This window comes from Sphingomonas sp. SL1004 (assembly GCF_057815015.1).
Genome location: NZ_JBYMUX010000001.1, coordinates 1,865,801 through 1,878,100 on the forward strand (window position 1 = coordinate 1,865,801; position 12,300 = coordinate 1,878,100).

The 12,300-nt window shown below is 64.0% G+C and carries 13 protein-coding genes and 2 pseudogenes; 5 read left to right on the forward strand and 10 right to left on the reverse strand.

Annotated features, from left to right (window positions below; all coding sequences use genetic code 11):
* Positions 1–55: 55 nt before the first annotated feature.
* The 4 genes and pseudogenes from AC3D24_RS08405 to AC3D24_RS08420 all read right to left on the reverse strand — a co-directional run bounded on the left by AC3D24_RS08405 (position 56) and on the right by AC3D24_RS08420 (position 1,677).
* Positions 56–238, reverse strand: a complete 183-nt coding sequence (locus AC3D24_RS08405) for a CsbD family protein (protein WP_489029772.1) — start codon at positions 236–238, stop codon at positions 56–58.
* A 250-nt stretch (positions 239–488) separates the two neighbouring features.
* Positions 489–752: pseudogene (locus AC3D24_RS08410) on the reverse strand (transposase); the annotation flags it as partial.
* Positions 753–871: 119 nt separating this feature from the next.
* Positions 872–1,529, reverse strand: a pseudogene (locus tag AC3D24_RS08415) (SOS response-associated peptidase family protein).
* A 10-nt stretch (positions 1,530–1,539) separates the two neighbouring features.
* Positions 1,540–1,677, reverse strand: coding sequence for a hypothetical protein (locus tag AC3D24_RS08420; RefSeq protein ID WP_489029774.1), 138 nt, complete (start codon positions 1,675–1,677; stop codon positions 1,540–1,542).
* Between the two features lie 323 nt (positions 1,678–2,000).
* Here AC3D24_RS08420 and AC3D24_RS08425 point away from each other — a divergent pair, with 323 nt between their 5' ends.
* The 3 genes from AC3D24_RS08425 (at position 2,001) to AC3D24_RS08435 (ending at position 3,637) form a co-directional block, all read left to right on the forward strand.
* The gene (locus AC3D24_RS08425; RefSeq protein WP_248524800.1) at positions 2,001–2,201 is read left to right on the forward strand and encodes a DUF3606 domain-containing protein; all 201 of its coding nucleotides are present in this window, start codon (positions 2,001–2,003) and stop codon (positions 2,199–2,201) included.
* A 158-nt stretch (positions 2,202–2,359) separates the two neighbouring features.
* The gene (locus tag AC3D24_RS08430; RefSeq protein WP_489029776.1) at positions 2,360–3,169 is read left to right on the forward strand and encodes a SirB1 family protein; all 810 of its coding nucleotides are present in this window, start codon (positions 2,360–2,362) and stop codon (positions 3,167–3,169) included.
* A gap of 180 nt (positions 3,170–3,349) precedes the next feature.
* Complete coding sequence (locus AC3D24_RS08435; RefSeq protein ID WP_489029778.1) at positions 3,350–3,637, forward strand: hypothetical protein; 288 nt, start codon at positions 3,350–3,352, stop codon at positions 3,635–3,637.
* Positions 3,638–3,645: 8 nt separating this feature from the next.
* Here the strand turns inward: AC3D24_RS08435 and AC3D24_RS08440 are convergent, their stop codons facing one another.
* From AC3D24_RS08440 to AC3D24_RS08460, 5 genes are all read right to left on the reverse strand, one after another.
* Positions 3,646–3,933, reverse strand: a complete 288-nt coding sequence (locus tag AC3D24_RS08440) for a hypothetical protein (RefSeq protein WP_056056312.1) — start codon at positions 3,931–3,933, stop codon at positions 3,646–3,648.
* Positions 3,933–7,196, reverse strand: a complete 3,264-nt coding sequence (locus tag AC3D24_RS08445) for an error-prone DNA polymerase (protein WP_489029780.1) — start codon at positions 7,194–7,196, stop codon at positions 3,933–3,935. The genes AC3D24_RS08440 and AC3D24_RS08445 overlap by 1 nt, the downstream gene beginning before the upstream one ends.
* On the reverse strand, positions 7,193–8,983 hold the full coding sequence (locus tag AC3D24_RS08450) for a Y-family DNA polymerase (protein WP_489029782.1): 1,791 nt from the start codon (positions 8,981–8,983) through the stop codon (positions 7,193–7,195). The genes AC3D24_RS08445 and AC3D24_RS08450 overlap by 4 nt, the downstream gene beginning before the upstream one ends.
* A complete protein-coding gene (locus AC3D24_RS08455; RefSeq protein WP_489029784.1) occupies positions 8,898–9,659 on the reverse strand; it encodes an ImuA family protein in 762 nt (253 codons plus the stop codon). Before AC3D24_RS08455 ends, AC3D24_RS08450 begins: the two co-directional genes overlap by 86 nt.
* Before the next feature lie 460 nt (positions 9,660–10,119).
* The gene (locus AC3D24_RS08460) at positions 10,120–10,509 is read right to left on the reverse strand and encodes a hypothetical protein (protein ID WP_489029785.1); all 390 of its coding nucleotides are present in this window, start codon (positions 10,507–10,509) and stop codon (positions 10,120–10,122) included.
* A 247-nt stretch (positions 10,510–10,756) separates the two neighbouring features.
* Between AC3D24_RS08460 and AC3D24_RS08465 the strand changes: the two genes are divergently transcribed.
* Complete coding sequence (locus AC3D24_RS08465; RefSeq protein ID WP_489029786.1) at positions 10,757–11,536, forward strand: hypothetical protein; 780 nt, start codon at positions 10,757–10,759, stop codon at positions 11,534–11,536.
* 91 nt (positions 11,537–11,627) lie between these two features.
* Here AC3D24_RS08465 and AC3D24_RS08470 read toward each other — a convergent pair whose 3' ends face one another.
* Positions 11,628–11,810 carry a hypothetical protein gene (locus AC3D24_RS08470; RefSeq protein WP_489029787.1) on the reverse strand — a complete coding sequence of 61 codons (183 nt, stop codon included), beginning with the start codon at positions 11,808–11,810 and terminating at the stop codon, positions 11,628–11,630.
* Positions 11,811–11,906: 96 nt separating this feature from the next.
* On the opposite strand from AC3D24_RS08470, the gene AC3D24_RS08475 reads away from it, so the two are divergent.
* Positions 11,907–12,143 (forward strand): DUF4113 domain-containing protein, encoded by a 237-nt coding sequence (locus tag AC3D24_RS08475; RefSeq protein ID WP_489029788.1) that lies wholly within the window; start codon positions 11,907–11,909, stop codon positions 12,141–12,143.
* Positions 12,144–12,300: the final 157 nt, after the last annotated feature.

Consider the following 12,300-nt stretch of genomic DNA (forward strand, 5'->3'; position numbering starts at 1 on the left):
TAATCGATTATTAAGCGAGAAGTGACAGCACAGCTATTGCTCCTCATCACTGCTCTTACGAGCGGTCTGGGCCTTTGCCCTGCTCGCTCTCGCCACGACGTTCTTGTTCGATACCGTCGCGCTTCAGGTTTTCGTTACCGAACACGCTACCGGCTGCCTGCTTGACGTTGCCGAGCGCTTCGTCGGCGAGGCCCTTTTCCTTGCTGCCAGTGCTGTGTTCGTTGCTGTACGACCGCACGCGCGACGAACCGCGATCGAGATCACGCCGCCCGTAGATCGACGTCTCGTTGATCGGCGCTACATAATCGCTCGAGGTAGCAGACGTGCGATCTGGCGAGGCATCGAGGCCATAGCTGGCAGCGGCTTCAGCGGCTTCAGCAGGGGCATAGTCCCAGCGCGTCGTGCATGGGCAGGACCAGCCTCACGTCGTCAAGGGATGCTGCAGCCAGCAGAGCGCGCTTGAATATCATTGATGCCGTCCCCTGGACCAGGAAGGCGGGAAAGTAGCTGCCCGTCCTCAGCTTGGGGATGCGCAATTCGACCGTGCCGGCCCGCGTCTCCCAGTCCCGCTCGCGGTAACCGTTACGTTGGGCAAGCCGGTCGCTGCTCTTCTCGCCATATCCAGCGCCGGTCAAATTGCCGACCTCCAGGTCCATCAGCCGCTGCGCGGCAAAGCCAATCATTTCGCGTAGGAAATCTGCATCCGCGCTCTTTCCCACCAGCGCCTGCAGGTTCATCGTATCCTCGGTCATCGAAGGTCTCCGTTGGTTGAGTCTCGCAACCCAAACCTATCCGAAGATCTTCGATGGCCACCCGTGAACCTGACCGGCCGCTACAGCGCTGGATGATAGCGCGCGACCGGTCAGCTTCACTACCGCTGAGCTACACCACCAGCGGGGACACGACCGCTGCGTGTCGGGAAGATAGGCCCCCGGACAGTCATTTTGGCAGGGTCATAGGGTTTCTGCAGGCCAACGATATCGTCGTAGGGTTCCACGCAGCCAGGTATCGATGTCGGCAGGATCCAGGATCGTGATCATGGCTTTCGGGTGGATCGGCGCCACCAGCGTGTTGGGATCGCACGTCACCATCGTGAACCCGTTCCCTTCCGCGGTATGCTGCCAAAACCCGGCGACGGCGAACACGGGCTGATCGACCACACTAAACCACATTTCGCCTTTGAGCGGAGGTTTGCCGTCACCCAGGTCATGCTTGTCGGGCGTGAATTCGCAAAACTCGGTCAACGGCACAAGGCACCGATTTTCCGGCTTTTCCGCGAGTTTGCGCCACTGTGGAAAGGCCAGGTTACGGACGTTGGTCATCGGCCATGGCGCCTTTCCGCCCAGCACGTCCCACGACATCACATCCCGGGCACGCTCGCCGTCCTGTTCCCGCACCACATAATTTCGGCTCTTGGGGCGAAGCTCGCGCGGATCGAACCGGTTGTCGCGCGGTCGCTCGCTGAAGATCTTCGCAGCAGACTCCCAATGGGTTTCGGGTTCACCGAGCATGCGGGCGCGATTGCACATGGTCGCTGCCCTAGTTGTCTATTGCGTGATCGCGGATCGCGGCCGCGATCTGCGTCAGCAGTTCGAGAATGCGTTCGTCGGTCTCACTCTCGGAGAACGCCTCGACGATCTGTGCCGCCTGTTCGAAATCACTGTTTGGCTCACCCATCGCGCTACGATGCCCGAGCATGAGCCAACCGGCAATGCGGTGGGTTGCAGCGTCCCGCGATAGAGCGCGCCCCGCAGGACTCGGTTACAACCTATCGCGGCTCAGCAGTCGCCGATCGTCAGCGTAGTCCCCGCCGCATGGCTGGCTTCGAACGGACTACCATCGCTGGCGAGAGTATTGGAGGGACGCAATGCCCGTGCGTCGCGCGATGCGAGCAATTTTAAGAAGGTGTGCCACGTGGCACACCTTAATCGGCATCGTGCCATTGGGACGGACACGGTCACGGGGCAGAGCGTTCATGTCCAACTGGATGGAGAACCACAATGGCCGATGACAAAAGCAAAACCGACGGGCGTGATCGCAGCCGTGTCTCGGGTAGTGAGACGTATGAGGTCGAGTATTTCGCCGAGAAGCACGGGTTGACCGCGCAGCAGGCGCGCGACCTGATCGCCGACGTCGGCAACGATCGTGAGAAGCTCGATGCTGCCGCGGGCAAGCTCAACGGTGGGCGCGGTAAAGCCTGATCGCTACCGTGGCGCCGGTTCCCTTCTGGCAAGAGACGGGGCGGAACCGGCTGTGCCGCACAGTCGGGCTCCCGTATCGTAAACCGGTTATGGCTCAGGCTTGCCGTATCCTGGCATTGCCATAGAAACGATCGAAGCAGCCTCCCATCTAACGGCTCATGATCAATAGCATTCTTCATCTCGGGCTGATGGAAGACGGGGAGATCGAGCTTGATCTGGCCGCGCTGGAACTCGCAGCGCTCGATCACCCCGGCGTCGATCTCGATGAATATCTCGACGAGCTCACGGACATAGAAATAGCCCTCCGCGCCGCTGACGGCGACGCAGTAAGCAGCATCGCTCAGGCCCAGGCCTTGAGCAGCGTGATGGTCGAAGAGTTTGGGTTCTCTGGCGACCGGGTGCACTACGACGATCCGCAGAATGCGGATCTGATCGCTGTCGTCGATCGACGGCTCGGCCTGCCGATCAGTCTGTCGATTATCTATGTGGCGATGGCTCGCCGCCTGGGATGGTCGGCGATGCCGCTCAATACCCCCGGCCACGTCCTGGTACGCCTTGGCGACGCATCGGATGCGCTGATCATCGACCCCTTCAACGATGGTCGCATTGTCGCCCCTGAACAGGTGAAAGCCTTGCTCGAGCAGATGACGGGCCAGGCACGGTTTTCCGACGGGGTGCTTCCCCTGTCGAACCGATCGGCGCTCGTTCGATTGCTGCTCAACCAGGCGACCCGTGCCGAGCAGGCCGGGGATCCCGCGCGTGCGCTGGTCCTGTACGACCGCATGACGATCGTGGCGCCTACGCACGCCCATGGTTGGTGGGAGCGCGCTAGACTTCAGTTGGTCGCCGGAGATGTGGCCGGCGCCCGCAGCAGCCTCAGCGCGATGCTGGAAATCACCCGAGACGATGATCTGCGCCTGCAGGTATCCGCAGCGCTCGATGCCCTGCCCCGGCCAACACCGTCTTGACCGTCGCCGTGGGCTGGCTCTCACCGTGATAGCTTATCCGAAGCGCGTCCATCGGCGCTCATGCCACGCCCGGGACCGAACCATGTCTCCGAGCCGCCAGAACCGGGTTTCCCGCGTGTGGGGACCTGCACGAACGAGCGTCCAGCATTCGCCCGTCGGCAGCTCCACGATGCGGTGAATATGCACGGCATCGACATGGTAGGTTTCGCCCGGGATGCGGTGAAGGAGCTCGCTATGCCAGCCGCCACCTGGATCCAGGTGGAACACCTCTTCGACATACCCGCCATCAAGGATCTCGGTGTCGAAGCTCCAGGGGTGGTCATGCGGCGTCGCGTGTGGCTCTTCCATCTTGAACCGGTGCAGCGCACGTCCGTCATCGAGATGATATTTGGTGAAGGCTCGCGACATGCGCTCGACGCTGACGATCCGCGTGCCGTCGGGAACTCGAGCAACGGCTGCTCGCGGTAGTCGCATACTCACGGTTCGGTTACCTCTTCATAACAGCCGGCGCGGCGCAGCTGGCGGACGATCCCGTTGAACGCCGCGGTCACACCCTGTGCCCTGCCGATCTCGTTCTCTTGGGCTGCGGCGTCCCAGTAGAGTTCGAGCGGCCAGCGTTCCGGGCAGTGCGGCAGCAGACAGCGCAGCGCCAACCGGATCTCGACGACGTCGACACGAGCGTCCGAGCAACGCGCAACGCCGCCCCGCAAGATATGCACCGATAGCGCGATGACAACGCGTTGATGACGGACGAGCTTGGCCATCAATGAAAGTCGTGAGATTTGAACTTCACGACGGCTTCCGGATCCATGCCGTCCGCATGGGGCGGCCAGTAGGAGTTGCGCGGGCCCGGGCTCCAGCCCTTGTCGCCGCGGTCGGGGGAGCCGGCATGTTTCGCACCGTCGCCGCGGCCCGTCCGGTGCGGGAACGACATCTCGCCGACCCGGTGCAGCAGATCGCCGTGGTCGATGATTCGGTCGCAGATGACGTGGATGACCTCACCTTCCTTCTGCACCCTGCCCTTCATGCCGATCATCGATGCGGACATCACGGTGCGGCGTTGGCGCTCGAACCGATCGGGCCACAGGATGCCGTTCGCGATTCCCGTCTCGTCCTCGATCGTGATGAACAGCACGCCCTTGGCAGACCCGGGCTTCTGGCGAACGAGAATGATACCGGCGACCTCGACATGGCGTCCGTCACGGATGGTCGCCAGGTCCGCGCATTTGGTCACACCACGCCTGGCCAATTCATCACGGACGAAGGTCAGCGGATGCGCGCGCAGCGAGAGTTGCAGCGCCCGGTAATCCTCAATCACCTCACGACCATCGGTCAGTGGGCGCAGCTCAACATCAGGTTCGATCCCTTCCGCGCTGACCGCCTGATCCGCGCGGTCGGCCGCGGCGAACAGCGGCAGCGGCGCTTCGCCGAGCCCCCTCACCTTCCACAGGCCCTGCCGACGATCGGCGCCGAAACTATGAAAGGCATCGCCGTCCGCGAGCTTCTCGATCGCCGCGCGCTGCACGCCCGATCGCCGCCATACGTCTTCCACGCTCTCGAACGCGGTCAGCTCGCGCGCGCCGACGATCTTGGCGCCATCTGCGTTCGACAGGCCGCGGATCTGGCGGAGCCCCAGCCGTACGGCGAGGTACCGCCCGCCATACGGCTCCAGCGTGCAGTCCCAGCGGCTCGCGTTGACGCAAGGGGGGCGAACCACGACGCCATGCTCACGTGCGTCGCGGACGATCTGGGCGGGGGCGTAGAAGCCCATCGGCTGCGCGTTCATGAGGCTCGCGCAGAACACATCCGGGTGATGATGCTTCATCCAGCTCGACGCGTAGGAGATCTTGGCGAACGAGGCCGCGTGGCTTTCGGGGAAGCCATAGGACCCGAAGCCCTCGAGCTGACGGAAGGTGCGCTCGGCAAACTCACGCGGATAGCCGCGCTCGACCATGCCCCCGATCAGCTTTTCGCTGAAATGCGATACGCCCCCTGTGAATTTGAACGTCGCCATGGCGCGGCGCAGCTGATCCGCCTCGGCCGGCGTGAACCCGGCGCCGACGATCGCGACCTTCATGGCCTGCTCCTGAAACAGCGGGACGCCAAGCGTCTTCTCCAGCACCGCGCGTAGCTCGGGCCGCGGGTATTCGGGTTTCTCCAGCCCCTCGCGTCGGCGCAGATACGGGTGGACCATGTCACCTTGGATCGGTCCCGGCCGCACGATCGCGACCTGGATGACAAGATCGTAGAAGCGCCGCGGCTTCATGCGCGGCAGCATCGACATCTGCGCGCGGCTTTCGATCTGGAAGGTGCCGAGCGTGTCGGCCTTCGAGATCATCGCGTAGACGTCCGGGTCGTCGTCCTGCAGGTCGGCGAGGCCAACCCGCAGCCCCTTGTCCGCCTCGAGCATGTTGAAAGCACGGTTCATGCAGCCAAGCATGCCGAGACCCAGCACGTCGACCTTCATGAACTTCAGCGCATCGATGTCGTCCTTGTCCCATTCGATGATCTGCCGATCTTCCATCGCGGCGGGTTCGATCGGGACAAGATCGTCGAGACGGTCATGGGTAAGCACGAACCCGCCCGGATGCTGGCTCATGTGGCGCGGTACGCCGATCAGCTTGCGGGCAAGCTCGAGCGTGAGGCGCAGCCGTCGATCGCCGATGTCGAGGTTCAACTCGTTGACCTGCTTTTCGCCGACGCCTTCTGCCGACCAGCCCCACACCTGCCCGGCCAAAGACGAGGTCAGGTCCTCGGGCAGGCCGAGCGCCTTGCCGACATCGCGTACCGCGCCGCGGGCCCGGTAGCGGGTGACCACGGCGGTCAACGCCGAATGGTTGCGGCCATAGGTCTCGTAGATCCACTGGATGATCTCTTCGCGGCGCTCATGCTCGAAATCGACGTCGATATCGGGCGGCTCGCGACGCTCACCACTGACGAACCGCTCGAACAGCAACTCGTGCTTGATCGGGTCAATCGAGGTAACGCCGAGCACGAAGCAGACGCAGGAATTCGCGGCTGAGCCGCGGCCCTGGCACAGGATCCCCCGCCGGCGAGCCTCGCGAACGATCGCGTAGACGGTCAGGAAATACGGCGCATAGCCGAGCTCGCCGATCAGCCGCATCTCGTGGGCGATCTGCTCGGTATAGGCAGCTGGCACCGCGCCGTTGAACAGGGCGTCGACAGCGTCATTCGCGAGCTTCTGCAGGGCCTCTTGCGCGGTCAGCCCGTCGATCAGCCGCTCATGCGGGTACTGATAGGCCAGTTCACCCAGATCGAACGTGCACAGACGGGCAATGTCGACGCTGGCGCGCAGCGCATCCGGATACGCCTTGAACCGCCGGACCATTTCGTCGGGGGATTTGAGTGCACGATCGGCATTGACCTCGCGCCGGTAGCCGAGTTCGTCGACGGTGCATTTCTCGCGCACGGCCGTCACCACGTCCTGGAGAAGCCGGGCCTCCGGTGCGTGGTAGAGGACATCACCCGTCACCACCGCGCGAACGCCGGCGCCGCCCGCCTGCCGCGCCAGCGCGTCGATCCGCACGGCATCGTCCGGCCGGCGCCGCTGGAACAGCGCCATGTACCCGCGACGACCATAGACCGTCTTCAGGTCGGCTAGCGCTGCCAGATTATCCTCGTCCGGCTCAACCGGCAGCAGGATGGCGATCATGCCCTCCGACCAGGGTTCGAGGTCATGCCAGTGGAGGAGGCATCCCCCCTTCCCCGCCCGCTTTTTGCCCAATGTCAGCAGACGCGTCAGGCGCGACCAGGCGAGGCGGTCGGTCGGGTAGAGCAGCAGCTGCCGCCCGCAGGACAGATTGACGCGCGAGCCGGCGATCGAGCGAACGCCCGTCGCCTTCTGCGCTTCCCATGCGCGCACCACACCCGCGACGGTGCCAATGTCGCTGACCCCGATCGAGGGATAGCCAAGCAACGCCGCGGCCGCGAACAGCTCCTCGGGGCTCGATGCACCGCGGAGCAGTGAAAAATGCGTGAGGACCTGGAGTTCGATATAGTCGGTCATGCGAACACGCCGTGCATCCACCAGCTGAGATCGCCGGTGTCCTCGACGAACCCGTCGCCACGCCGGAACACCCAGTAGCGGCCGCCCGTCTCGTCTTCGACGCAGTAATAGTCGCGCACCGCCCATACTTCCGCGTCGCGACGCCACCACTCGCCGTGGATCCGCTCGGGGCCGTCGCCGGCAACCACCTTGTGCGGCCGACCGCGCCACTCGAACCGCCGGGGCGGCTGATCGGGCATCAGCGCTATGACGCCCCATAGCGGTTCGGGCCTCGCCAGCAGGCGCGTCGGTCGGCGCCATTTCGGCCAGCCCGCGGGCGCTACCACCGGGTCCGCGCGCATAACGGCACGCTCGGGCACGTGGCTTTCAACAGGGGCAATCCGGAATACGGCGTCAGCGCCGATGCGGCCGGCAACGACGTCGACGAGACGGGCCGGATCCCGCACGAGGACCTCACCGGCGAGAACCGCGCCGAGGTCGACCGCGTCGAGTGGCTCGGTGTGCGGCGCCGCCAGATAGAATTGTTCCAGCCCTAGGCCCGGATCGATCCGCTCGATCCTGAGCTTCATGAGCCGCAACAGGTGCGAGACCTCGCGTGTCGGGCGTGAGGTGCCGACCGCGACGACCTGCTCGGTGCCATCGACGCGTAGGCCACCGAGCCGCAGCGATCGTACGCCGAGCCCGTTCGCGCGCAGCAGTTCGGCCATGTCTCCGAGGAGATCCTCCATGACCTGCGCGATCGCGTCTGCGGTGACGATCGGTTCGAGCAATCGTCGCTCGACGATCGGCATGACCTCGTCGGTGCGCGGCGTGATGGGTTCGGCGACCGCGCCGAGGGCCTGATCGAGCCGCGTGATTGCGGCCATCCCGAGCCGGCGTGCCAAAGGCCCGCGCGCGACCGGTAGAAGATCGGCGACGCGTTCGAAGCCGAACTTGCGGGCGGCAACGAGCGCGGTGCCTGCTAGGCGCAAGGCCGCGACCGGTAGGCCGCTGAGCGCTTCGACCGTCCGCCCTGTGGGCACGATCGCGATGTCGGCAGGCCCGAACCGGGCAATAGCGTGTGCCGCGCCCGGTGTGTCTGCAACCGCCACGCGCGCGGTGAACCCGGCACGTTGGCAAAAGGCGCGCAGACGCCGGCAGAACCGTTCTTCCCCGCCATGGAGATGCGCGCAGCCGGTCAGGTCGAGCCACAGCCCGTCGGGCGGTGTGGCGGCTGCGATCGGCGACCAGCGGCGCGCCGCGCGTAGCACGAGCTGATCCAGCATCGCGGCATCCGCCTCGGTCTCGGAAGGTCGGATGTCGAGATCGGACACCAGCGCACGCGCATGGGTCGCGGCCATCCCGATCGTGATCCCTAACGCGGCTGCGCCTTCGCAGGCGGCCACCACCTCTTCGCGCCGGCCGACCTTGCCCACCAGCGCGAGCGGCGCCCTGTGGAACGCGGCAACGGTCGCCGCGACCCTGTCGTGACGGTCTGCTGGCGCTGGTCCGTGGAACGGATGGTTCGCCGCCTCCGAGCGCCGGCCAAGCTCACGCATGGGCGGTTTGGCATGCGCGGGCAGCGCTGCGATCTCACCTTCCACATCCTGCCTGATTGGCAGGTCAGCGCGCGCCCACCGCGCGCCCGGCCGCCATCCGCCGCCCCGCGGTACCGAACACGCACCGGGATCGTCGTCGACGGGAAGCTGAAGCGCGGGCCGCTCAGGCGGCCGCGTAGCGTGCCGGTCCAGCCGTCTCAGCCGTTCGATGGCCAAGTGCGGCAGGAACAGCGAGACAACCCGTCTCATCGCAGCCCTCCAAAATCATCGAAAATGCTTCGCCGCCACGTTGCCGTGCGACCTCGACCTGCCACCGGGATCGGCCGACGCCGGCGACGCCCAGGCGCTCGGACGACGCACTGGCGATCCGCCAGCGCGTCCAGGCCGCGGACGGCTCAGCGAGCGGATCCTGCTCGCGATTACGTCGTCGTCGCAGGATGAGAACGGGAATGTCAGCGTCTGCCGCGACCAGTTGCAGGCGCCGCGTCGCCACCATCGACATGCGACTTACCTCTGCGATCACAGCTGACGGCGTTCCGTCGCGGACGGCGTCCTCGACGACGGCCAGCAAGGCGGCATCGTCACGTGGTTGCGCGTGAATCAACTCGGCAGGCGCCAGTCCCGCCTGCTCCAATCCCGGCGCATAGAGATCGTTGCGACAGCTCACCCACAGCACGGGCCCGCCAGTGTGCGCTACCTCTCGCGCGGCGATGCCGGCCAGGAACAGCGTTGCCGCGGCATCGTCGACCATCGAACAGCTTTGTGCGGCGACCTCGTGCAGCGCGCCGGCGCGAAGGCCTCTGTTCGCGAGACGATCGTCGAGCGCGGGAACACCGAACGGCATGATGCGGTGATCTACCACCGGCGTGGCGATTGTCCGAAGGTGGGCGATGGTGGTTGGCAGGGACTCGAGGGCGGTAATCATAATCTTTAGACTCTACATGTTCCCTTTATGTTCCGTTACCAGAACCATTTGGTCAAGCATCAGACTCGAGGCTCATGTAGATAAGGTTCCGGCTAGGAACGCTGCGAAGCGCGTTTGGCTATGTGCTGCGGAGCCGAGCTACCGTGCTTGCGCGTACGCGAACGACTGTCATCGGGCATGCTGATCGGCGTGCCGGACCCAGTCCGCTTCCCGCGCTGTCGAGCCTTCGTAAATAGTGCCCCTGTCATTGAGCGAATCAGGGAACGAGTTTGGCACCAACATTCCGCCAAGTGAACGAAATGCAATCCAGATTAGACAGGTTTGCAATCGCCATTGCCCGACCTGCCGGATACTAAGATGACGCCTTTCAGGCATCCTCTCCTAAAAACTTCCCGGGTCGCTTTTGGCGGCCCCTTTTTTTGCCTGAATGCGGCCGGCACGGCGTATCCGGTGCTCGAAGCTACCGTACGCTCCCGTATAGTGAACGGCTGTCGTCGAGCATGCTGAAGGATGTCGGCGTGATCCAGTCCGCCCCCCGCATCGGACATGGGCCGTAGAACAGATCGCCGAGCGCACGCCGGTAATGCGCGTTCATCCAACGTCGACGGCGATGCTCAGGACCGTCGTAAATCATGTGGCGGCGCTGGTAGAGCGCTGCCTGCTGGTGAAGCGCGCTGTCGCTGGGGTCATGATTGAGATGCGCGCAGGCTAGCATCACCGGTGTCCATTTGCCCATGTGGAGGATGTTCTCGGTCGGTCGACGAACACGCCGGCCGTCGCCATTACGCCAATACGACCGGCCCTTGTCCCACCAGCGTCCGTCACCCAGGGGGAAAAACCCGTTGCCCATGCGGGCGTCCGCAATGTTCGCAGCGTCCGCCTGCCCGCACGAAGCGAACCAGAGGCGATAACTGGGGCCAATCGACCGGGTACAGGAAGACATGTTCGGGGCGGATCGGCATCGGTACCGTCCATCAACATTATCGATGGCGGTATGTCTGTCTAGCGACGTTCTGGCACATTGATGTTCTTGCTATGTCCTACAGGCAAGCATTCGTGCATTCGACGATCAGCTGAGTCGAAACGGATCGAATGCGATGGGCTATTCAGGAACACACTGGCCGGAAGGGCTGAACGACGAGGAGGCGCTGCAGCGTTTGCAAACGCTATGCCTTGGCGCTTGCGATGGCATTCAGGATCTCGCGGACGACACACGTTACAAGGCGCTGCGCCGAGCGCTGCTTGGCCGGACCGACCTGCGGCCGTTGGCGCCAGCTTTCGTCGCGGCGCAGCCCAGCCTTGAGGCATTCGTACGTCATGCGAGAGAGACCAAGGATCGCACTCTGCGGCGTGAAATGGTCCGTGAGCAGTTCAAGGCGTTGTGGGACGAGGTTCGAGGACCGGATGCCCTCAGTTCGGCGACGTGGACCGGGCGCCCTTCCCTGCGCGAGCACGCCGCTGTCATTCAGGCGTTAGCGCCTGTTGCCCTGGAAGCCGTGCAGCGGTTGATCGACGATGAACAGCTTGCCTGGGACAATGGTGGCCCGGTCGATGCCGATCGCGCGGTAGCGTTGCAGCAGCTGAGAGCGCTGCATCATGCGCTGGGCGATCTGATCGCGGCGGTCGATCAAGGTCGATCGCTCGAGCCTCTGCTCGAGCGGCTTCGCGTCGTTCGCCAAGAGGCGAAGGTCGCGATCGGTAAGGTGACCGCTGCACTGCCGGTGACGACGTCAGCGCTGATCGCGTTCGGCAGCGTGGTTGGTATCGTCGAATTCTTCGTAGGCAATGTCGTGGTGGCGGTCGCTGCTGGGGGAATCGCAGGCAATACGCTCAAGGACGTGATGCTTAAAAGGGAGGCCGCAGCCAGTGAATCATAACGCTTTACCCAGCGGCATATGATTAGAAGATGGAAGTGGGACATTCTGAATAAGTTTTGATCACAAAACGCTTCAAATGCCCCAAACCCATTTAATATAGCCCACCCTCTTCTCTCTCCTCAGCGCCTTCCTTCTGGGCCTCCTCGAGATCGTCTGAGTTTGATGTGTTGGCCGACAGCTTGTCCGCAAGGCTATTTGCCGGACCATCGTTGCTATTTGGCAGTTCGTTAACGTCGGTTTCGAAACTTGGTTCTTCGTCCCGTGGGGCGGCCATGACTGCCCTCTTTCAACAAACGTAATGATTCGGGGGGGCAGGCGCGGCGCCGGAAAGGCGTGGCGCGATGGTTACGCCTACACGAAGGCGGGCATCATGCTCGACGATCTGCTTCCCGAGGACGAGCGACCGCGCACTCTGTTCGAAGACGACACGGCCAAGCGGGACCGACTGATGGGGGCACTCGACGCCATCAACGGCAGGGTCGGCACGCGGACGGCTGTGACGGCGTCGCAGGGGGTCAAGCGGGAGTGGAAAATGCGGTCCGAGATGCGATCTCCAGCATGGACGACCAACATTGCACAGGTGCCGATCGTCCGGGCGGCAAATTAGCTGGCGCCGCACGTAGGCCTACGCCTCTGCGTCCACACATGAACATTTAGTCATTTTACACCGACCTAACCCATGTTAGCGTCCTGTCTATATCGTCGCACACCGCACGGCCCCGCGACGAAGGAAGCCCTGGGGCGCTTCCTCAACGAAAGCAGGA